The following is a 21,367-nucleotide window of genomic DNA, read 5'->3' on the forward strand; positions in this document are numbered from 1 at the left end:
TCAGGCGGCGGAGCCGAGGCGGGCGGTGGCCTCCCGGGTCAGCACGGTGCGGAAGGCGGCGGTCAGGGGATCCGGGTCGGTCCTGGTCCAGACGGCGAGGGGACGGCGGACGGGCGGCGTGGGGCGGAGCAGGTGGCCGTCGAAGTCGGGCGGGATGACGTGGGCGGCGGCGAGGGTGGGGCCCAGGCCGGCGGCGGCGAGCAGGGGAGCGGCGGCGGTCTGTTCGGTCCGGACGGCGGCGCGCGGCTGGAACCCGGCGGCGGCGCAGGCCCGGTCGAGGAGCTCGGCGAGGCCGTTGCCGGGGGCGTAGTGCACCCAGGCGCGGTCGGCGAGCGAGGCCAGGTCGAACGGGGCGGGGCCGGTGGCGGCCGGGTCGTCGGCCGCGACCACGACCACGAACTCCTCCTCGCCGACCGGGTGGACGGGCCCGGCCCAGCCGGGCGGCGGCGGGCCGAGGGCCAGGTCGGCCTGCCCGGCGGCCATCGCGTCGCGGAGCTCGTCGGCGTGCCGGTGCTCGAACAGCCGGACGCCGATGTCGGGGCGGACCCGCCGCCAGGCCCGCAGGACGGCAGGCAGCAGGCCGAGGCTGTAGCCGTAGAGGGTGGCGAGCTCCACCTCCCCGCTCGCGGTGCCCGCGGTCCGCCGGGCGGCCTGCTCGGCGCGGCGGGTCTCGGCGAGCGCGGCCCGGGCGTGCGGGAGCATCGACCGCCCGGCCGGGGTGAGCCGGACCAGCCGGGGCAGTCGTTCCAGCAGTGGACCGCCCAACTGCCGCTCCAGGACCCGGATCTGGTGCGAGAGGGCGGGCTGGGTGACGTGCAGCAGCTCGGCGGCCCGGGTGAACGAGCCCTGGTCCACGATCGTCACCAGGTACTCCAACTGCCGCAGGGTCACCATGAGCTGATCTTATGGCCGGCAGTAGAAACAGAACCTGGACTCATCACGCGGCCCGACGGAGGATCGAGGCGGGCCCGCACCGCGCGGAGCCGCCACCGGAGCACAGGGAGCCACCGAGCCATGGAGACCACCAAGACCGCCCTGGTCGTCGGAGCGAACGGCGTGATCGGCCGCAACCTGGTCGACCACCTGGCGGCCACCGGCGAGTGGCAGGTGATCGGCCTGTCCCGCCGGGGCGGCGAACCGGCCGACCGGGTCCGTTACCTGAGCGTGGACCTGCTCGACCCGGTCGGGACCAAGGCGAAGCTGGCCGGCCTCACCGAGGTCACCCACGTCTTCTACGCCGCGTACCAGGACCGGCCCACCTGGGCCGAGCTGGTGCCGCCGAACCTGGCCATGCTGACCAACGTGATCGAGGCGGTCGAGCCGGTCGCGACCGGGCTGCGGCACGTCAGCCTGATGCAGGGGTACAAGGTGTACGGCGCGCACCTGGGCCCGTTCAGGACCCCGGCCCGGGAGAGCGACCCGTACTTCATGCCGCCCGAGTTCATGCACGACCAGCAGGAGTTCCTGACGGCCCGGCAGCTCGGCAAGGAGTGGACCTGGTCGGCGATCCGGCCCTCGGTGGTGACCGGCTTCGCGCTCGGCAACCCGATGAACCTGGCGATGGTGATCGCGGTCTACGCCGCGATGTCCAAGCAGCTGGGCCTGCCGCTGCGGTTCCCGGGGAAGCCGGGCGCCTACGACGCCCTGCTGGAGGTGACCGACGCCGGCCTGCTGGCCCGGGCCACGGTCTGGGCGGCGACCGACGAGCGGTGCGCCAACCAGGCGTTCAACATCAACAACGGTGACCTGTTCCGGTGGAGCGAGCTCTGGCCGAGGATCGCCGGGTACTTCGGGCTGGACGTCGCGCCGCCCCTGCCGCTCTCGCTGGCCACGGTGATGGCGGACAAGGAACCGCTCTGGGACGCCATGGTGGCCGAGCACGGCCTGGCGCCGCATGGCTACCAGGAGGTCTCCTCCTGGGGGTTCGGCGACTTCGTCTTCTCCTGGGACTACGACATGTTCGCGGACGGCTCGAAGGCGCGGCGGTTCGGCTTCCACGAGTTCGTCGACACCGGGGCGATGTTCCTGGAGATCTTCGAGGACTTCCGCCGCCGCCGGATCATCCCGTAGGCCCGGTCCGCATCGGGCGGACGGCCGTTGTCGTACGGTGGCGGGACCGCCTAGAGAAACGGACCGGCCCGTGGCTTTCCGCCCGTACGTCCTGCTGAGCGCCGCGATGTCCGTCGACGGGTACCTGGACGACGCCTCGCCGGAGCGCCTGCTGCTGTCCGGTCCGGACGACTTCGACCGGGTGGACGAGCTGCGGGCGGGCAGCGACGCGATCCTGGTCGGCGGCAACACGCTGCGCCGGGACAACCCCCGACTGCTCGTCAACTCGCCCGACCGGCGGTCCGGACGGCTCCGGGCCGGGCAGCCCGAGTACCCGCTCAAGGTGACCCTGAGCGGCAGTGGCGACCTGCCGAGGGAGCTGAACTTCTGGCACACCGGCGGCGAGCGGCTGGTCTACACCGGCACCGCCGCACGCGACCGGCTGGCCGCCGAACTGGCCGGGCTGGCCGAGGTGGTGGCCACCGGCGACCGGCTGGACCTGGGCGCGGTGCTGGACCACCTGGGCGCGCGCGGGGTGCGACGGCTGATGGTGGAGGGCGGCAGCAGCGTGCACACCCAGTTCCTGGCCGAGGGCCTGGCGGACGAGCTCCAGCTGGCGGTGGCGCCGCTGCTGGTCGGGCAGCCGGCCGCGCCGAGGTTCGTCGGCCCGGCCGGCTTCCCCGGCGGGCCGACCCGGCGGATGCGGCTGCTGGGGACCCGTACGGTGGGTGACGTCGTGCTGCTCCGCTACGCCCCGAAGGAGACCACCGCGTGAAGACCGACGCCGACTGGCTGGCCCGGGCCGTCGAACTGTCCCGGCGCTGTCCGTTCTCGGAGACCGCCTTCTCGGTCGGGGCGGTGATCGTCGGGGCGGACGGCGAACTGCTCAGCGAGGGGTACAGCCGGGAGACCGACCCGAAGGTGCACGCCGAGGAGTCCGCGCTCGCCAAGCTGCCCGCCGACGACCCGAGGCTGCGGACGGCCACCGTCTACAGCTCGCTGGAGCCGTGCGGCGAGCGGGCCTCCCGGCCGCGCACCTGCGCCCAGCTGATCATTGCGGCGGGCCTGCCCCGGGTGGTGCTGGCCTGGCGGGAGCCCGACCTGTTCGTGACCGGCTGTCAGGGAACGGCGCTGCTCACCGCGGCGGGCGTCGAGGTGGTCGAGCTCCCGGAGCTGGCCGAGGCGGCCCGTGAGGTCAACGCCCACCTACTCCGCTGAGTTTTGTAACCTGGTATGACAAACCCTGCTCGGAGGAGTCTGCCCATGTCTGTCACCCTGCCCGCCCGCGCCCTGCTGCTCGACATGGACGGCACCCTGGTGAACTCCGAGGCGGCGGTGGAGCGTTGCTGGCGGCGCTGGGCGGCCGAGCACGGCATCGACGGTGACGAGGCGATGCGGGTGGTGCACGGCCGGCAGGGGCACCTGAGCATGGCGATCCTGCTGCCGGAGCGCCCGGTGGAGCAGAACCTGGCGGACAACCGCCGGATGCTGGCCGAGGAGGCCGCCGACCTGGACGGGGTGGTCGAGGTGCCCGGAGCGGCGGTCTTCCTGGCCGCGCTGGAGCGGCTCCCGCACGCGCTGGTCACCTCGGCGGACGAGACGCTGGCCACCGCCCGGATGACGGCAGCCGGGCTGCGGCTGCCCGAGCTGCGGGTGACCGCCGAGTCGGTGGGCGCCGGCAAGCCGGACCCGGAGGGCTTCCTGAAGGGCGCGGCCGGTCTCGGCGTCGACCCGGCGGACTGCGTGGTCTTCGAGGACTCCGAGGCGGGCATCATGGCCGGCCGGGCGGCCGGCATGCGGGTGGTCGGCGTCGGCCCGCGCGCGGCGGCGTTCGGCCCGACCGTGCAGGTGGACACCCTGGAGCAGGTCCGGGTGGTCCCGGCCGCCGACGGCGGGCTGCTGCTGGAGATCGGCTGAGTGACCGGGAGCCCTGAGCGGCCGGGCCCCGGCCGCTCAGGGGCGGGGCGGCAGCGGCAGTGGCAGTGCGGGCAGGCCGTCCAGGCTGACCGGGACGTACGGCTTGCCCTCGCAGTAGACGGCGAACTCCTCGTCGGTCTTCCGGTCGAAGAACTCCGCGTGCATCGAGCGGTCCTCCTGGTACTCCATCAGCGGCACCGCGAAGCCGCAGGAGTCGCTGACCCGGGTGGCGTGCACCAGCACGATGCAGCGCAGGGCACTGCCGTCGGCGGTCGGGTCGAAGTGGCCGAGCAGCTCGGTGAACCGCGGGTCGTCCCGGAACACCGGCTCGCCCCGGCCGTGCACCCGGACCACGGTGGGCGGGCCGGTGAACGCGCACCACATCAGCGTGATCCGGCCGTTCTCCCGCAGGTGCGCCAGGGTCTCGGCGGTGCTGCCGCCGAAGTCCAGGAAGGCCAGCGTGAGTTCGTCCAGGACCGCCAGGGTGCCGGACCGGCCCTTGGGGGAGAGGTTGACGTGCCCGGCCTCGGCGAGCGGGGCGGTGGCGGTGAAGAAGACCGGCTGCGCCTCGATGAACTTCCGCAGGCGGCCGTCGATTCGTTCGTAGGTCTTTCCCATGGCCCGATTGTCGCGGAAACGCGCCCGCCGGGGCGACCCCGCTCGGCAGTCGTCTTGTCATCTGAGACGGATGTTCTCAAACTCCGAGACGTCGGCGTAGGCTCGAAACGTCGGCGAACGGGCCGTCAGGACGAGGGGAGCCCACCGTGACCGACCGTCAGGCCGTCTACACCCATGGCCATCAGGACGCCGTGCTGCGCTCGCACCGGTCCCGTACGGCGGCGAACTCGGCCGCCTACCTGCTGCCCGAACTGCGGCCCGGGCAGGCCCTGTTGGACGTCGGCTGCGGCCCCGGCACGATCACCGCGGACCTGGCCGAGCTGGTCGGCCCGACCGGGCGGGTGGTCGCGGTGGACCGGTCGGCCGAGGTGCTGGCCCAGGCGGCGGAGCACGTGGCCGGGCGGGGCATCGGCAACGTGACCTTCGCTGCCGCCGACGCGTACCGACTGCCCTACGCCGACGGTGAGTTCGACGTCGTGCACGCGCACCAGGTGCTGCAGCACGTGGCCGACCCGGTGGCGCTGCTGCGCGAGCTGCGCCGGGTGACCGCGCCCGACGGGGTGGTCGCCTGCCGGGACGCCGACTACGCGGCGATGGCCTGGTACCCCGAACTGCCGGAGCTGGCCGACTGGATGGCGCTGTACCAGCGGGTGGCCCGGGCCAACGGCGGCGAGCCGGACGCCGGGCGCCGGCTGGCGGCCTGGGCCCGGGCGGCCGGCTTCGGGACGGTCGAGTGCTCCTCCTCCACCTGGACGTACGCCACGGCCGAGCAGCGCGACTGGTGGGGCGACAGCTGGGCGGACCGGGTGGTCGGCTCCGGCATCGCGGACGCGGCGGTGGCCGGCGGCTTCGCCGCCCCCGGGGAGCTGGCCCGGATCGCCGCCGGGTGGCGGCGCTGGGCGGCCGACCCGGACGGCTGGTTCGCCGTGCTGAGCGGCGAAGTACTGGCCCGGGTCGGGTAGTCGGGGCCGCCGGTCAGGTCGGTATGCCGGCCCGCTCCAGCAGCTCGGCGAACGCGGCCCGGTCGTACTGCGCGCCGCCGGCCACCTTCTCCCCGTCCACCAGCACGGTCGGGGTGCCGGTCGCACCGGAGGCCCGGAAGGCGTCCTGGGCCTGGCCGACCCAGTCCCGGTAGGTCACGCCCTCGACCGCCCGGTCGAACCCGTCACTGCGCAACCCGGGGACGCCGGAGGCGAGTTCGAGCAGGAACCGGTCGGTGAAGGCGTCGCTGGACTCCTCGGCCGGCTGGTTGGCGAACAGCGCGGCGTGGAACTCGGCGAACCTGCCCGCCTCCAGCGCGGCCCGGGCCGCGTTCGCCGCCTTCACCGAGCCCGAGCCGCCGAGCCTGCCGTCCAGGAACGAGGCCAGTGTGTACTCGATCCGCACCTCGCCCCTGGCGGCCGCCGAGGCCAGCAACTCCCCGGTGGCCGCCTCGGACTTCGCGCAGTACGGGCAGCGGAAGTCGGCGTACACCCGCACCGTGTGCCGGGCGTCCGGGTCGCCGACCAGCACGGTGGTGCCGTCCGCCGCCAGCCGGGCCGGGAGCTGGGAGAGCGTGGTCGCCTCGGCGGCCGGCAGCGTCTTCGGCGTGGCGGTGGCGGCGGATCCGGCGGCGGCCGGGCCCGGCTCGTCCGCCCCAGCGCAGCCCAGCAGGGTCACGGCGAGCAGCCCGGCGGCGAGCGACCCGGCCAGGACCTGGCGACGCCGGGGCTGCCGGGAGAGTCGGGCGGTGGCGGGCATGGGGACTCCTCTCGTCGGGAGCCCCGGGCGGGCGCGGGCGGGGCCTCCGTGCCTGTGACGCTAGTCAGCGGCGCGTCGGCCGGGCAGAGGCGCAGGACCCGCCCGGGGACCGACCTTCGTCCCGGGCCCGCCCGCCGCTTACCTCCCGTTAACCCGGGCCGTACCCGCCGGTAGCAGAGCGGCCGTAGCTTTCGGAGCGCACCGGGCCCGGCCCGCCCCCCACCGGGCCGGGCCGCAGCGGCCCTAGGGTGGTGCCCATGGGGACGTACCGGGTGATGCGGCAGGACGACAACGGCAACCGCGCTCTGGTGGCCGGTGAGCTGACCCGGCCGGCGGCCGAGGCGATGGCCGACGAGTTCGAGGCCAGGGGCCACAAGCAGCTGTACTGGGTGGAGCCCCTGCCCGCCCGGATCGTGGTCGGCGGCGCACTCCTCCACCAGGGCCGGGTGCTGGCCGCCCGGCGCAGCGCCCCGCCCGAGGTCGCGGGCGGCTGGGAGTTCCCGGGCGGCAAGGCCGAACCGGGGGAGACCGAGCAGCAGGCCCTGGAGCGGGAGCTCTTCGAGGAACTCGGGGTACGGGCCCGGGCCCTGCACCGCCTCCCCGGCAGCTGGCTGGTCCGCCCCGGCCTCGAACTCCGGATCTGGGCCGCCGAACTGATCACCGGTGAACCCCGTCCCCTCCAGGACCACGACCAACTCCGCTGGCTGGGCCCCACCGACCTCACCACCGTCGACTGGCTCACCCACGACCGCGAGGTCCTCCCGCACGTCGCCGCACTGCTCCACTAGCCAGGGGCCCCGCCGCAGGTGACACCGACCTTTTGGCAGATGGTTCGGAAGAGTCAGGGGCTCGGGGCTCTGCCTGTTGTGCGGCTCCGCCGCGTGGGCGCACGTGGTGCACCGCCAGGGGCTCGGGGAACTGCGACGCCGGCCTCGTACAAGGTGATCGTCGCGTAAGTGGTCAGGCACTTTCGTACGTGACCCCGGCGCCAGATCTCCTCGCAGTTCCCCGAGCCCCTGGACCGTAGACCCGGAGCGCCTGCCAACGGCGCAGCCCCGAGCCCCCGCGGAGGGTTGGGCCAGGTAGGTCAATCGGAAAAGCCGACCCGTTCGCTGGGGTAGCCTGGCGTTCTGATGGGTATGTCACTTTTCGGCAGTATTCGTCACCATAGGTGAGGCGGTCGGTGTCGAGCACGGGTAACGACGGCGGAGCGCAGCCGTCCGCGGACGGAGCCTCCCGGCGGGGGCCGCGACCGGCGGTGGCCGGAGCGGGTGTGACCCCACGGCCCAGGACGGTCGGCAGCGCCTCGGCCCGGGCCCGGCTGCGCCGCCTGACCCCCAGGCCCCCGGCCGCGCAGCCCGCTGCGGCGCAGGCCCCCCGCCCACCCGCCGAGCCCCGTTCGGGCGGCACCCGGGGCGGCCCGACCGCCCCGTACCCGGGGCTGGACAGCCCCCCGGTGGAGGCGTTCGCCGAGCGCACCGAGGGCAGCCTGTTCGACGTGGTGAAGGTGGCCATCGCGATCCTGGACACCTCCGGGCGGGTGGTGCTCTGGAGCCCGGCTGCCGAGGAACTGCTCGGCTGGCCGAGCGAGCTGCTGGTGGGCCGGCGGATCGACGAGCTGATGGCGGATCAGGACCTGGTGAGCCGGGTCAGGGCGGCGATCCAGGCGACCCTGCGGAACGGCCACTGGCAGGGCTTCACCGCGCTGCGGCACCGGGACGACGAGGAGGTCGGGGTGGAGGCCCGGATCTCCCTGCTGGTGGACGGGGACGGCACCCCGTTCCTCCAGGTGGCGCTGGCGGAGGCCGGTGCGCTGCGGGCGGTCGAGCGCGACCTCGCGGTCCGGGACGCGCTGTTCGAGCAGTCCCCGCTGGGCATCGCGATCCTGGACACCGAGCTGCGGTACACCGCCGTCAACCACACCCTGGCCGAGATGAACGGCGTCCCGGCCGAGGAGCACGTCGGCCGGACCACCGGGGAGACCCTGCCCGAGCGGGCCGCCGACGAGATCACCGCGATCCAGCGCCAGGTGCTGGCGACCGGCGAGCCGGTCATCGACGTCACGCTGGCCTCCCCGGTGACCGCCCGCTCGGGCGGCTTCCGGTCGATCTCGTACAGCCGGATGACCGACCGGGCGGGCCGGGTGCTCGGGATCTCCGGCACCGTGATGGACGTGACCGAGCGGTACCGGGCGGTGGCCAAGGTCGAGCACGCCCGGCGCCGGCTCTCGCTGCTCAACGAGTTCGGCTCCCGGGTCGGCGACCTGCTGGACGCCACCCGGATCGCCCAGGAGCTGGCCGGCGCGGTGGTGCCCCGGCTGGCCGACTACGCGGCGGTGATCCTGCTGCAGGCGGTCGCGCACGGCGACGACCTGCCCCGGCACGGCCACGACCGCAGGACCTCGCTGCTCCAGCTCGGCACCGCCTCGGTGCAGGACGCCCCCGAGGTCGAGGTGATGCTCCGCCGGGGGGCCAGGATCACCTTCGCCGACGACTCGGCCTTCGGCCGGGCACTCCGCACCGGTATCCCCGAACTGCTCTCCGGCCCCGAGGAGTTGAGCGACCTGACCTATCCGGGCGACCCCAAGGTGCAGGCCGCCCACGACCTCGGTGTGCACTCCCGGCTGGTGGTCCCGCTGCGGGCCCGGGGGATCGTGATCGGCCTGCTGGTGGTCAGCCGGGCCGGCTACCGGGAGGGCTTCGACCGGGACGACCTGGCGTTCACGGTCGAGCTCGCCGACCGCGCGGGCAGCTCGCTGGACAACGCCCGGCTGTACGCCCGGGAGCGGACCGCCGCGCTCACCCTGCAGCGCACCCTGCTGCCGCAGCAGGTCCCGCAGCCGGCCGGCATCGAGGTCGCCTACCGGTACGTGCCGGGCAGCAGCGGCACCGAGGTCGGCGGCGACTGGTTCGACGTCATCCCGCTGCCGGACGGCCGCACCGCGCTGGTGGTCGGCGACGTGATGGGCCACGGCCTGCGGGCGGCCGCCACGATGGGGCGGCTGCGCACCGCCGTCCGTACCCTGGCCGGTCTCGACCTGCCGCCCGAGGTGCTGCTGCGGCACGTCCACGAGCTGACCGACGACCTGGCCCAGGGCCCGGACGAGGCGCTGCTCGCCACCTGCGTATACGCGGTCTTCGACCCGTCCACCCAGCGGCTGACCGCGACCAAGGCGGGCCACATCCCGCCGATCCTGATCGTGCCCAAGGAGCCGGTCGAGGAGCCGTCCAGGGTCGGCAGCGCGCTGACCGGCGGGGTCGGCCAGATCCTCGACCTGCCGTCCGGCGCCCCGCTCGGGGTCGGCGGGGTCCCGTTCGAGTCGATCGAGCTGGACATTCCCGAGGGCAGCCTGCTGGTGCTCTGCACCGACGGCCTGGTGGAGTCCAGGGACAAGGACCTGGACGTCGGCCTCGGGCGGCTGCTCACCGTGCTGGAGCAGCCGTACGCCTCGATCCAGCAAGCCTGCGAGGCCGTCCTGGACACCATGGAGCAGGGCCGCGAACCCGACGACGTGGCACTGCTGCTGGCCCGGCTGGGCCGGGGCCGGGCGGGCATCCCGACGGCCGGCTGGACGCTGCCCGCCGAGCCCACCGCGGTCTCCCGGGCCCGCCGGCTGGTCCGCGGCGCGCTGGCCGAGTGGGAGGTCGAACACCTCACCGACACCGCCGAGTTGCTGGTCAGCGAGCTGGTCACGAACTCGGTCCGGTACGCCAGTGCCCCGATCGGCGTCCGGCTCACCCTCGGCGAGACCCTGCTGGTGGAGATCTCCGACCCGCTGCCCGACCCGCCCCGGGAACGGCACGCCGCCGAGGCGGACGAGGGCGGCCGGGGCCTGGAGCTGGTCCGCCGGCTGGCACTGCGCTGGGGCGCCAGGGCCGAGGGGATGGGCAAGGTGGTCTGGTTCGAGCTCGACCCCGCGGACGATCACCTGGAGTGAGACCGCCCGCGCAGCGGACGGTCCGTCAGGCGGTGTGCGGGGTACGCCCGGCCTGTCCGTGACGCGTCAGGTCACGCCCCGGGGACCGGGCGCCGACCAGCGATCTTGTGGCGCGCGGGCGGTTCGAACAGCCACCTTCGGGTATGGAGGAGCAGGGAAGGGGAGTCCTGAGTCGATGTTGTGATGTTGGGGGCGTGTGCGCCTGCCCTCCGATGATGAATACTCGGTGTTCTCGACATCCGGATGGGCGCGGGTTGGAGGGGATCGGACCGTTGAACAGCATCCCGGCGTGGAGAGCGTCGAGCGACAGCGGCCATGTCGCCGTGCCCGGGCAGCAGAGCGGTCCGAGTCTCCGGGCGGCCGCGGCCGCCGCCGACTGGGGTGACTACGACAAGTCCGGGACGATCTACGACTACATCCGGGTCGCCACCTTCGCGATCGGGCCGGACGGCCGGATCACCCAGTGGAGTGCCCGCGCGGCCGAGTTCTTCGGTGTCCCCGCCGAGGATGCGGTCGGCACCGACCCGGTGACCACCTTCGTCCCGCGCGAGCTCTGGCAGCGCGGCCGGGCCCGGCTGGAGAGCATCCTCGCCGGCGAGGAGTGGGTCGGCACCGCCCCGTACCGGGACGCCACCGGCGCCGAGGGCCTGGCCGAGCTCTACGTGATGCCGGACAGCGGCTCCCCGGGCGCCACCTGCCTGGCCGTCGACCTCGGCCGGCTGCGCCGGATCGAGACCGACCTGGCCGCCTCCGAGGCGGTCTTCGGGCAGACCCCGACCGGGTTCTTCCTGTTCGACCCCGAGCTGCGCCTGCAGCGGGTGAACCAGGCGTTCGCCACCGCCGTCGGCCTGCCCACCCACGAGCTCCCCGGGCTCAACCCGTACGACCTCTTCCTGCCCGGCGAGGCGGACCGGCTGCTGGCCGCGCTGCGCAAGGTGCTGGCGGGCGGCGGCCCGGTGCTCGACCTGCGCTTCACCGGCGCCGTGCCGCGCACCAGCACCGTGCCGGCCCGGGACGGCGGCCGTCGCTGGGCGATCTCGCTGTACCGGCTGAACAGCGCCAACGGCCGTCCGATGGGCGTCGCCGGCCAGGTGCTGGACGTGACCAGCCGGCACGTTGCCGAGCGCGAGGCCGCCGGCGTCCGCCGCAGCCTGGCCCTGCTGAACGAGGCCAGCACCCACATCGGCTCCACCCTCGACCTGGAGACCACGGCCAAGGAACTGCTCGACGTGATCGTCCCGCAGTTCTGCGACCTGGCCAGCGTCGACCTGTACACCGCCCTGCTGGCGGGCGAGTCCGGCCCGGTCTCCGGCCAGGGCGGTGCCTCGGACGGCTCCGGCGAGCTGCGCCGGGTGGCCGTCTCCAGCGTGGTCGGCGGCGCCTCCAGCGTGCTCGGCGCCGAGGGCGCCGTGCCGGTCGCCGAGGCCGGCGGCTCGCTCTGTTACCCCCGCCGCTCCCCGCACGCCCGCGCCCTGCGCACCGGCCGCAGCGTGGTCCCGCAGCCCGGCCCCGACCCGCTGCTGCGCTCCACCCTGGTGGTCCCGCTGGTCGCCCGCGACCAGGTGCTCGGCCTGGTCCAGCTGTCCCGCGCGATCGGCAGCGAGCCCTTCGACGCCCGGGACGTGGCGATCGCCGAGGAGCTGGTCGCCCGGGCCGCCGTCTGCGTCGACAACGCCCGGCTCTACCGCCGCGAGCACGAGCGCGCGCTGATCCTCCAGCGCAGCCTGCTCCCCCCGGGCAACCCGGCCGCCACCGGCCTGGAGATCGCCCGCCGCTACCTGCCCAGCAACAACAACACCGAGGTCGGCGGCGACTGGTTCGACGTCATCCCGCTGCCCGGCAGCCGCACCGCGCTGGTGATCGGCGACGTGATGGGCCGCGGCCTGCGCGCCGCCGTCGCGATGGGCCAACTCCGCACCGCCGTCCGCACCCTGGCCCTGCTCGAACTCGACCCGGCCGAGGTGCTCACGGCCTTGGACGAGATCGCTCGCGGCCTCGGCGGCGACACCACCGCCCCCGGCGAGGAGGCCGAGGTCTACCTCGCCACCTGTGTCTACGCGGTCTACGACGCGGTCAAGCAGCGCTGCGTCTTCGCCAACGCGGGCCACCTGCCCCCCGTCCTGCTCAGCCCCGGCGAAGCCGCCCGGATGCTGGAGGTCCCGCCCGGCCTACCGCTCGGCGTCGGCGGCGAGCCCTTCGAGGAGGTCACCGTCACACTGCCGGACGGCGCCGTGCTCGGCCTCTACACCGACGGCCTGGTGGAGTCCCGCAAGCACCAGCTCGACGAGGGCCTGAGGGCCTTCCGGACCGCCCTCACCGGCGGCTCCCGCGAGCTGGAGAGCCTCTGCGACGAGGTGCTGCACGAGCTGATCCCCCATCACGGCGAGGACGACATCGCCCTCCTGATGGCCAAGGTCGAGCCCCTCCCCGAGGACGCCGTCGGCGACTGGAAGCTCCCCTCCGAACCCACCTCGGTCGCCAAGGCCCGCGAGCTCGCCTGCTCCTGGCTGCTGGTCCGCGGCCTGGACGAGCTCGTCGACACCACCGAACTGCTGGTCAGCGAACTGGTCACGAACGCCCTCCGGCACGGCAACGGCGACATCCGCCTGCGACTGCTCCGGGACCGCACGGTGGTCTGCGAGGTCTGGGACGACGGCTACGCCCAACCCCGCCAGCGCCGCGCCCAGGAGACCGACGAAGGCGGCCGCGGCCTCCAGCTCGTCAGCCTCCTGGCCGAACGCTGGGGCAGCCGCCGCACCCCGAACGGCAAGATCGTCTGGTTCGAACTGACCCTCTAGCGGCTCCGCCGCGCGGGCGGCGCCGACTTTCTGGCAGGTGCTCACCGCCTACGGCGCCAGGGGCTCGGGGAACTGCGACGCCGGCCCTTGCAAGGTGATCGTCGCGTAGATGGCCAGGCACTTTCGCAGTGACCCCGGCGCCAGATCTCCTCGCAGTTCCCCGAGCCCCTGGCCGTAGATGCTTGGGCGTCTGCCAAAGGTGCAGCCCCGAGCCCCTGGCCGTAGATGCTTGGGCGTCTGCCAAAGGTGCAGCCCCGAGCCCCTGGCCGTAGATGCTTGGGCGTCTGCCAAAGGTGCAGCCCCGAGCCCCTGGGTAGTAGACGGCTGAGCGCCTGCCCACAGCGCAGCCCCGGGCAGTGCCATTCGGGTGCATCTGCGGGGGTCTGGCGCCGTGTCAGGCATCGGGGGCCGTCGGATGCCGGTTGACTCGGGAGATGCGTGCCCGTCAGCTTCTCGCCGTTGCCGTCCTGACCGTGCTGTTGGCCGGGTGCTCCGAGGACCCGGGGCCCGAGCCGAGGGCGTCGGACGTCGCCACCGTGGCCCGGGACCAGGTGAAGGACGGCGGGACGCTGCGGTGGGCGGTGGAGGCGGTCCCGGCCACGCTCAACGTGTTCCAGCCGGAGGCCACCGCCGACAGTGAGCTGCTCACCGAGGCCCTGCTGCCGCACCTGTTCCGGTGGGACGACCACGCCCGCCCCACCGCGGACCCGGACTACCTGGCCGCCGCGGAGTCCACCCCGGCCGGGCAGCGCCCGCAGACCGTCACGTACCGCCTCAACCCGAAGGCGGTCTGGACCGACGGCACCCCGATCACCGCCGCCGACTTCATCGCCCAGTGGCACGCCCTGGGCGAGGCCGCCGACCCGGCCTACCGGACCGACCGCCCGGCGGGCTACGCCGCGATCGCGGCCGTCACCCAGGGCGCCGACGCCCGCGAGGTCAAGGTCGCGTTCAAGCAGTCGTACGCGGGCTGGCGGACGCTGTTCAGCCCGCTCTACCCGGCCGCCGCCAGTGCGACCCCGGCCGCCTTCAACCAGCCGCTGACCAACGCACCGTCGGCCGGCCCGTTCACGGTGAAGACGTACGACCGGGCAGGCGGCAAGGCCACCGTGGTCCGCAACCCGCGCTGGTGGGGCGACCCCGCCAAGGCGGAGGCGATCGACTTCCTGGCCACCCCGGCGGCCAAGCGCCTGGACGCCCTCGACCAGGGCACGCTGGACATCGCCGCGCTCACCGACGCCGTCGACCACGCCACCCCGGCCGCGCAGACCAACGCCGCCCCGCCCGACGCGGCCGCCGTCGCCGAGGCGTCCGCCCAGGCGCTGCGCCGGGCCGAGGCGCTGCCGGGCCTGAAGCTGCACCGGGCCGTCGCCCCGGCCTTCGCCCAGCTGACCCTGAACGGCACCCGGGGGCCGCTGGCCGACCCCGCCGTCCGCCGGGCGGTGGCCCGCGCGGTCGACCGGCAGCGGGTCGCCGAGGCCGCCGTCAACCCGCTCGGGCTGACGCCCGTACCGCTCGGGCACCACCTGTTGATGGCGGGTCAGGACGGCTACCAGGACAACAGCTCCGCCGCGGGCGGTGCCTCCGCCGCCGAACTGCTCGACCAGGCCGGCTGGCACCCGGGCGGTGCGGCCCGCACCAAGGACGGCAAGGAACTGGCCCTCGGCCTGCTGATCCCGGAGGGTTCGGCCGGAGCCCGCCGCGCGGCCGACGCGCTGACCGCCGGTCTGGCCGAGGCGGGCATCACGCTCCGCCCGCAGGCCGTCCCGGCGGAGAGCTTCCTGACGGACCACCTGGCCACCGGCGAGTACGACCTGGCGCTGTTCTCCTGGCCGGCCGGCCAGGACGCCACCGGTGCGGCCGCCCGCTACGGCAAGCCCCGGCCCGGTCCCGACGGCCTGCCGGTGATCGGCCGGAACTACGCCAGGACCGGCAGCGAGGAGATCGACCAGCTGCTCGCCCAGGCGGACGCCGAGCTCGACCCGGCGGCCCGGCGGGCCCTGCTCCAGGAGGCCGACGCGCGGATCTGGCAGGTGGCCCACTCCGTCCCGCTCTACCAGCGCCCCGACCTGGTCGCGGTCCGGACCGAGGTGGCCAACGCGGGCGCCTTCGGCTTCGCCACCCCGCGCTTCCAGGACCTCGGTCTGCGCCGGGGCTGACCGTTCAGAACCGCCCTGTGACCCGTCCGGCCTGCCCGTTTCGGTGGCGCTCGGTGGTTCCACGTACCATAGGAGGAAGCCGTGGCATGTCGTGCCCGGCGGGTGGACCGGTAGTAGCAGGCGGAACGGGCGGCAGCGATCAACGGATCGCAGGTCGCTCGCGGCGAAGACGCTGATCAACGCTGAACGCAGCCGGGCGCCGTAACCCACGATCCGGGAGATTCCGCTCAGCATGCCCACGCGCAGTGACATTCGTAACGTTGCCATCGTCGCCCACGTCGACCACGGCAAGACGACCCTCGTCGACGCCATGCTGAAGCAGGCCGGTGCCTTCGCCGCCCACCAGCACCTCGACGACCGGATGATGGACTCCAACGACCTGGAGCGCGAGAAGGGCATCACCATTCTCGCGAAGAACACGGCAGTGAAGTACCACCCCAAGGAGGGTGGCGCGCCGATCACGATCAACATCATCGACACCCCGGGCCACGCCGACTTCGGTGGCGAGGTGGAGCGCGGCCTGTCCATGGTCGACGCCGTCGTGCTGCTGGTGGACGCCTCCGAGGGTCCGCTCCCGCAGACCCGCTTCGTGCTCCGCAAGGCGCTGACCGCCAAGCTGCCGGTCATCCTCTGTATCAACAAGACGGACCGCCCGGACTCCCGGATCGACGAGGTCATCAACGAGACCTACGACCTCTTCCTGGACCTGGACGCGACCGAGGACCAGATCGAGTTCCCGATCGTCTACGCCTGTGCGCGTGACGGTGTGGCCTCGATGACCAAGCCGGAGAACGGCACCGTGCCGCCGGACAGCGACTCGCTGGAGCCGTTCTTCTCCACCATCCTCGAGCACGTCCCGGCCCCGGTGTACGACGAGGCCGCCCCGCTCCAGGCGCACGTCACCAACCTGGACGCCGACAACTTCCTCGGCCGTATCGCCCTCTGCCGGGTCGAGCAGGGCGAGCTGCGCAAGGGCCAGCAGGTCGCGTGGATCAAGCGTGACGGCACCATCCAGAACGTCAAGATCACCGAGCTGCTGATGACCGAGGCGCTCACCCGCAAGCCGGCCGAGGTGGCCGGCCCCGGCGACATCTGCGCCGTCGCGGGTATCCCGGACATCATGATCGGCGAGACCCTGGCCGACCCGGAGAACCCGATCGCGCTGCCGCTGATCACGGTCGACGAGCCCGCCATCTCGATGGTCATCGGCACCAACACCTCGCCGCTGGTCGGCAAGGGCGGCAAGGGCCACAAGGTCACCGCCCGCATGGTGAAGGACCGCCTGGACCGCGAGCTGGTCGGTAACGTCTCGCTCCGCGTGCTGCCGACCGAGCGTCCGGACGCCTGGGAGGTCCAGGGCCGTGGTGAGCTGGCGCTCGCCATCCTGGTCGAGACCATGCGCCGGGAGCTGTTCGAGCTCACCGTCGGCAAGCCGCAGGTGGTCACCAAGATCGTCAACGGCAAGACCCACGAGCCGGTCGAGCGGATGACCATCGACAGCCCCGAGGAGTACCTCGGTGCCATCACCCAGCTGATGGCGACCCGCAAGGGTCGGATGGAGACCATGACGAACCACGGCTCCGGCTGGGTCCGGATGGAGTTCATCGTCCCGTCGCGTGGCCTGATCGGCTTCCGCACCCAGTTCCTCACGGACACCCGCGGCACCGGCATCGCGCACTCCATCTTCGAGGGCCACGAGCCGTGGTTCGGCGAGCTCCGGATGCGCAACAACGGTTCGCTGGTGGCCGACCGCGCGGGCGTCGTGACGCCGTTCGCGATGATGGGCATCCAGGAGCGCGGCACGCTCTTCGTGGAGCCCACCACCGAGGTGTACGAGGGCATGATCGTCGGCGAGAACTCGCGCCAGGACGACATGGACATCAACATCACCAAGGAGAAGAAGCTCACCAACATGCGTGCCGCTTCCTCCGACACCACCGAGAACCTGGTGCCGCCGCGCAAGCTCTCGCTGGAGCAGAGCCTCGAGTTCTGCCGCGAGGACGAGTGCATCGAGGTGACCCCGGAGACCGTGCGCATCCGCAAGGTCGTCCTGGACGCCAAGGAGCGTGGCCGTACGGCCTCGCGCGCCAAGAAGAACTGACGCAGTACCACCGGCCCGGCCCGGCACCCCTCTTGGGGATGCCGGGCCGGGCTTTTTCGTGACGCTGTGCTGTCAACGCGCGTAGCGGTTGTGAGAGGTAGGTGTTCGTTAATCGGACGTGACGAGCTGTCATTCATGACAACTGTCCGTTTAGTACCTGTCTGGGTATGTCTGGTATGTCCGATTCTCGAAACTCAGCGTCCGTTCATGTGACCAAATTGAGATCAGTAATGGCCTGGTTCGTATCCGAGCGTGACGGATAGTGGGTGCAGTCGAGCTCGGGTCAAAGGTTTGCGCAGGGGTGCGCGCCGAACCTGAGCGAGGAAAGCACCGTCTGACCCACGGCGACGAAGCCGGTCAGCCCCCCGCGGTGCGCTCCACGTTTGCAACAGGAATTCAGGAGGCACACCCATGCGCGGTGCCAGCCAGGCCAAGTGGGTCGTCGCAGCCGTCGCGGTCGCCCTTGCGGCCACCGCCTGCGGTAGCGGTTCGTCGTCCAGCTCGGACGGAGCGGCCAACGCGGCCGGGACGTTCAGCTACCAGAGCACCGAGCCGCAGAACCCGCTGCAGCCCGCCAACGCCATGGAGGTCGGTGGCGGTCGCATCATCAAGACCCTGTTCAAGGGTCTGGTCGACTACGACCCCAGCAACGGCCAGCTGCGCAACCAGGTCGCCGACAAGATCGAGACGACCGACGCGCAGAACTACACCGTCACCCTGAAGTCCGGCTGGACCTTCCACGACGGCACCCCGGTGACCGCCGCGTCCTTCGTCGACGCGTGGAACTGGTCCGCCAACACCAAGAACGGTCAGATCAACTCCGACTGGTTCTCGGACATCGCCGGCTACGACGCCGTCCACCCCGAGAAGGGCGACCCGGCCGCGGACAAGATGTCCGGTCTGAAGGTCGTGGACGACACCCACTTCACCATCGCGCTGACCGGCCCGGTCTCGTACTTCCAGTACAAGCTCGGCTACACGGCCTTCTCGCCGCTGCCGAAGGCGTTCTTCGCCGACCCGGTGGCCTACGGCCAGAAGCCGGTCGGCAACGGCCCCTACAAGTTCGTCTCGTGGGAGCACAACCAGGCCGTCACCGTCGCCGCGTTCGACAAGTACGCGGGTGTCGACAAGCCGAAGAACGGCGGCATCGTCTTCAAGAACTACGCGCAGGCCGACGCCGCGTACAAGGACCTGGTCTCCGACAACCTGGACGTGCTCGACCAGGTCGACCCGAGCAACCTGGCCTCGTACAAGAACGACCTCGGTGACCGCGCGGTCGACCAGGCCCAGGGCGCCATCCAGAACATCTCGTTCTCGATGTACCAGCCCGAGTGGCAGGGCGTGGACAAGGCGAAGGTCCGGCAGGGCCTGTCGATGGCCATCGACCGCGAGACCATCACCAAGACCGTGCTGAACGGCTCGCGCCAGGCCGCCGACAGCTGGGTCGCCCCCGGTGTCAACGGCTACAAGGCCGGCACCTGCGGCGAGTACTGCAAGTTCGACGCCGCCAAGGCCAAGCAGCTGATCACCGAGGGCGGCGGCGTCCCCGGCAACAAGCTCACCGTCCTGTACAACGCCGACGGTGGCCACAAGGAGTGGGTGGACGCGGTCTGCAACTCCATCCGCCAGTCCACCGGCGTCGAGTGCGTCGGCGACGCCAAGCCGGACTTCAAGACCGCGCGTGACCTGATCAAGAAGAAGCAGGTCAACGGTCTGATGCGGACCGGCTGGGTGCAGGACTACCCGCTGAACGCCAACTTCCTGCGGGACGTCTACGGCACCGGTGCCGCGGCCAACGACGCCGGCTACTCCAACGCCGAGTTCGACAAGTTCGCCGCCGAGGCGGACAAGGCGACCAGCGTCGAGAAGACCGCCGAGCTCTACCAGCAGGCCGAGGCCCAGCTGGCCAAGGACATGCCGGCCATCCCGCTCTGGTACTACAAGACCACCGCGGGCTACTCGAAGAACGTCCAGAACGTGAAGTACGACTCCTTCGGCGACCCGGTCTTCACCCAGGTCGAGGTCAAGCAGAAGTAATCAGGCCTGCACCGCGCGGCTTGAACCGACACGGCCGGTGCCCTCCCCGCCTCACCAGGCGGAAGGCACCGGCCGTTGTCACGGCGAGAACCTCCGATACGGGACAACAGCCCGGCGGAGAGCATCAATTGGAGGCACGATGGGGCGCTTTGTCGCGAGGCGACTGCTCCAAATGATCCCGGTCTTCCTCGGGACCACTGCGCTGATCTTCTTCATGGTCCGCATACTTCCCGGAGACCCGGTCGCCGCGATGTGGGGCGACAAGGCGCCGGACCCGGCTCAGCTCGCCGCGTTCAAGCACAAGCTGGGGCTCGACCTGCCGTGGTACCAGCAGTACTTCGACTACATGGGCAACCTGTTCACCGGGGACTTCGGTGAGACCATGGCGGGCCGTCAGGTGATCGACGTGATCACCGAGGCGCTGCCGGTGACGATCCGGCTGGCCCTGATGGCCTTCGCCATCGAGATCGTCTTCGGTGTCGGGATCGGCCTGCTGGCCGGGCTCAAGCGCGGGAAGTTCGCCGACAAGAGCACCCTGGTCTTCACCCTGATCCTGATCTCGATCCCGGTGCCGGTGCTCGGTTACCTGTTCCAGACGCTCTTCGCGGACCAGCTCAAGTGGGTCACGCCGACCGTCCAGGACTCGATGAACCTGAGTCAGCTGCTGCTTCCCGCCGTGGTGCTGGGCTCGCTCTCGCTGGCGTACGTCGCCCGGCTGAGCCGCACCTCGATCGTGGAGAACATCCGCGCCGACTACATCCGCACCGCGACGGCCAAGGGCCTGCCGCGCCGGAAGATCATCGGCACCCACCTGCTGCGCAACTCGATGATCCCGGTCGTCACCTTCCTCGGCACCGACCTCGGCGCCCTGATGGGCGGCGCGATCGTCACCGAGGGCATCTTCAACGTCAAGGGTGTCGGCAACGCGCTGTTCCGCGCGATCAACCAGAAGGAAGGCGCGACGGTCGTCGGCTTCGTGGTCGTCCTGGTCATCGTCTACCTCGTCGCCAGCCTGATCGTCGACCTGCTCTACGCGGTCCTGGACCCGAGGATTCGGTATGCCTGACCTGATCGAGAAGAAGACCGCCGCCAAGATCCCGGCCCAGAGCGGCAGTTCGGCCCCCGCGCCGAAGCCGGAGAAGGCCCGCAGCCTCGGCTCGGACGCCTGGGACGACCTGCGCCGCCGACCGATCTTCCTGATCTCGGCCGCGCTGATCCTGGTGCTGATCGTGATGACCGTGGTCCCCGGCCTGTTCACCTCGGTGGACCCGCGCGCCGGTGACCTGCGCAACCACTACCTGAGCCCGCCGAACTACAGCCACTTCTTCCAGGCGGACTGGTTCGGCTACGACGGCCAGGGCCGGTCGATCTACTCCCGCGTGGTGCACGGCGCCCGCGCCTCGATCATCGTCGGCATCTGCGTCACCGCCGCGGTGACCCTCACGGGTGGCTTCATCGGCATGCTGGCCGGCTACTTCGGCGGCTGGATCGACACCCTGCTGTCCCGGGTGACCGACATCTTCTTCGGCATCCCGCTGCTGCTCGGCTGCCTGGTGGTGCTGAACGCCTTCACCGAGCGCACCGTCTGGTCCGTGGTCTTCGCGCTCACCGCGCTCGGCTGGACCCAGATGGCCCGCGTGATGCGCGGCTCGGTGATCACGGTCAAGCAGGCCGACTACGTCACCGCCGCCAAGGCACTCGGGGCCGGCACCAGCCGGATCCTGCTCAAGCACATCCTGCCGAACGCGATCGCCCCGGTGATCGTGGTCGCCACCATCGCGCTCGGCGGCTACATCGCCACCGAGGCGACGCTGAGCTTCCTGGGCATCGGTCTGCAGGACCCGACCATCTCCTGGGGCATCGACATCAACTCGGCCCAGAAGGTGATCCGCACCGCCCCGTTCGCGCTGTTCTTCCCGGCCGGGATGCTCAGCCTCACGGTGCTGGCCTTCATCATGATGGGCGACGCCGTGCGTGACGCCCTCGACCCGAAGCTGCGCTGAGAGGCGGT

The 21,367-nt window shown here is 72.1% G+C and carries 14 protein-coding genes and 1 pseudogene; 12 read left to right on the plus strand and 3 right to left on the minus strand.

Translation table 11 applies throughout. The features are described from left to right. On the minus strand, positions 1-894 hold the full coding sequence (locus OHV05_RS21120; protein WP_405019066.1) for a LysR substrate-binding domain-containing protein: 894 nt from the start codon (positions 892-894) through the stop codon (positions 1-3). Positions 895-1,014: 120 nt separating this feature from the next. Between OHV05_RS21120 and OHV05_RS21125 the strand changes: the two genes are divergently transcribed. The 3 genes and pseudogenes from OHV05_RS21125 to OHV05_RS21135 all read left to right on the plus strand — a co-directional run bounded on the left by OHV05_RS21125 (position 1,015) and on the right by OHV05_RS21135 (position 3,966). Beyond that, positions 1,015-2,070: an SDR family oxidoreductase gene (locus OHV05_RS21125; RefSeq protein ID WP_405019067.1), complete on the plus strand. Its 1,056-nt coding sequence runs from the start codon at positions 1,015-1,017 to the stop codon at positions 2,068-2,070. Positions 2,071-2,176: 106 nt separating this feature from the next. Continuing rightward, positions 2,177-3,267, plus strand: a pseudogene (locus tag OHV05_RS21130) (dihydrofolate reductase family protein). 45 nt (positions 3,268-3,312) lie between these two features. Then, a complete protein-coding gene (locus tag OHV05_RS21135) occupies positions 3,313-3,966 on the plus strand; it encodes an HAD-IA family hydrolase (RefSeq protein ID WP_405019068.1) in 654 nt (217 codons plus the stop codon). Between the two features lie 36 nt (positions 3,967-4,002). On the opposite strand, the gene OHV05_RS21140 is transcribed toward OHV05_RS21135, so the two are convergent. Beyond that, on the minus strand, positions 4,003-4,584 hold the full coding sequence (locus tag OHV05_RS21140) for a pyridoxamine 5'-phosphate oxidase family protein (protein ID WP_405019069.1): 582 nt from the start codon (positions 4,582-4,584) through the stop codon (positions 4,003-4,005). A gap of 146 nt (positions 4,585-4,730) precedes the next feature. Here OHV05_RS21140 and OHV05_RS21145 point away from each other — a divergent pair, with 146 nt between their 5' ends. After that, entirely contained in the window at positions 4,731-5,546 is an 816-nt protein-coding gene (locus OHV05_RS21145; RefSeq protein ID WP_405019070.1) for a methyltransferase domain-containing protein, read from the plus strand. Positions 5,547-5,559: 13 nt separating this feature from the next. On the opposite strand, the gene OHV05_RS21150 is transcribed toward OHV05_RS21145, so the two are convergent. Beyond that, a complete protein-coding gene (locus OHV05_RS21150) occupies positions 5,560-6,324 on the minus strand; it encodes a DsbA family protein (RefSeq protein ID WP_405019071.1) in 765 nt (254 codons plus the stop codon). 257 nt (positions 6,325-6,581) lie between these two features. On the opposite strand from OHV05_RS21150, the gene OHV05_RS21155 reads away from it, so the two are divergent. From OHV05_RS21155 to OHV05_RS21190, 8 genes are all read left to right on the plus strand, one after another. Further along, positions 6,582-7,112 carry a (deoxy)nucleoside triphosphate pyrophosphohydrolase gene (locus OHV05_RS21155; protein ID WP_405019072.1) on the plus strand — a complete coding sequence of 177 codons (531 nt, stop codon included), beginning with the start codon at positions 6,582-6,584 and terminating at the stop codon, positions 7,110-7,112. Positions 7,113-7,597: 485 nt separating this feature from the next. Next, complete coding sequence (locus OHV05_RS21160) at positions 7,598-10,261, plus strand: SpoIIE family protein phosphatase (RefSeq protein WP_405019073.1); 2,664 nt, start codon at positions 7,598-7,600, stop codon at positions 10,259-10,261. 215 nt (positions 10,262-10,476) lie between these two features. Next, positions 10,477-13,059 (plus strand): SpoIIE family protein phosphatase, encoded by a 2,583-nt coding sequence (locus OHV05_RS21165; RefSeq protein ID WP_405019074.1) that lies wholly within the window; start codon positions 10,477-10,479, stop codon positions 13,057-13,059. Positions 13,060-13,493: 434 nt separating this feature from the next. Then, a complete protein-coding gene (locus OHV05_RS21170; RefSeq protein WP_405019075.1) occupies positions 13,494-15,218 on the plus strand; it encodes an ABC transporter family substrate-binding protein in 1,725 nt (574 codons plus the stop codon). A 232-nt stretch (positions 15,219-15,450) separates the two neighbouring features. Further along, positions 15,451-17,319, plus strand: a complete 1,869-nt coding sequence (typA, locus tag OHV05_RS21175; RefSeq protein WP_403034520.1) for a translational GTPase TypA — start codon at positions 15,451-15,453, stop codon at positions 17,317-17,319. A 411-nt stretch (positions 17,320-17,730) separates the two neighbouring features. Then, positions 17,731-19,356 (plus strand): ABC transporter substrate-binding protein, encoded by a 1,626-nt coding sequence (locus tag OHV05_RS21180; protein ID WP_405019076.1) that lies wholly within the window; start codon positions 17,731-17,733, stop codon positions 19,354-19,356. Positions 19,357-19,495: 139 nt separating this feature from the next. Further along, on the plus strand, positions 19,496-20,422 hold the full coding sequence (locus OHV05_RS21185; protein ID WP_405019077.1) for an ABC transporter permease: 927 nt from the start codon (positions 19,496-19,498) through the stop codon (positions 20,420-20,422). After that, on the plus strand, positions 20,415-21,359 hold the full coding sequence (locus tag OHV05_RS21190) for an ABC transporter permease (protein ID WP_405019078.1): 945 nt from the start codon (positions 20,415-20,417) through the stop codon (positions 21,357-21,359). Before OHV05_RS21185 ends, OHV05_RS21190 begins: the two co-directional genes overlap by 8 nt. Positions 21,360-21,367 lie beyond the last annotated feature (8 nt).

Origin of the sequence: Kitasatospora sp. NBC_00070 (genome assembly GCF_045041205.1) — a bacterium.
GTDB lineage: Bacteria > Actinomycetota > Actinomycetes > Streptomycetales > Streptomycetaceae > Kitasatospora.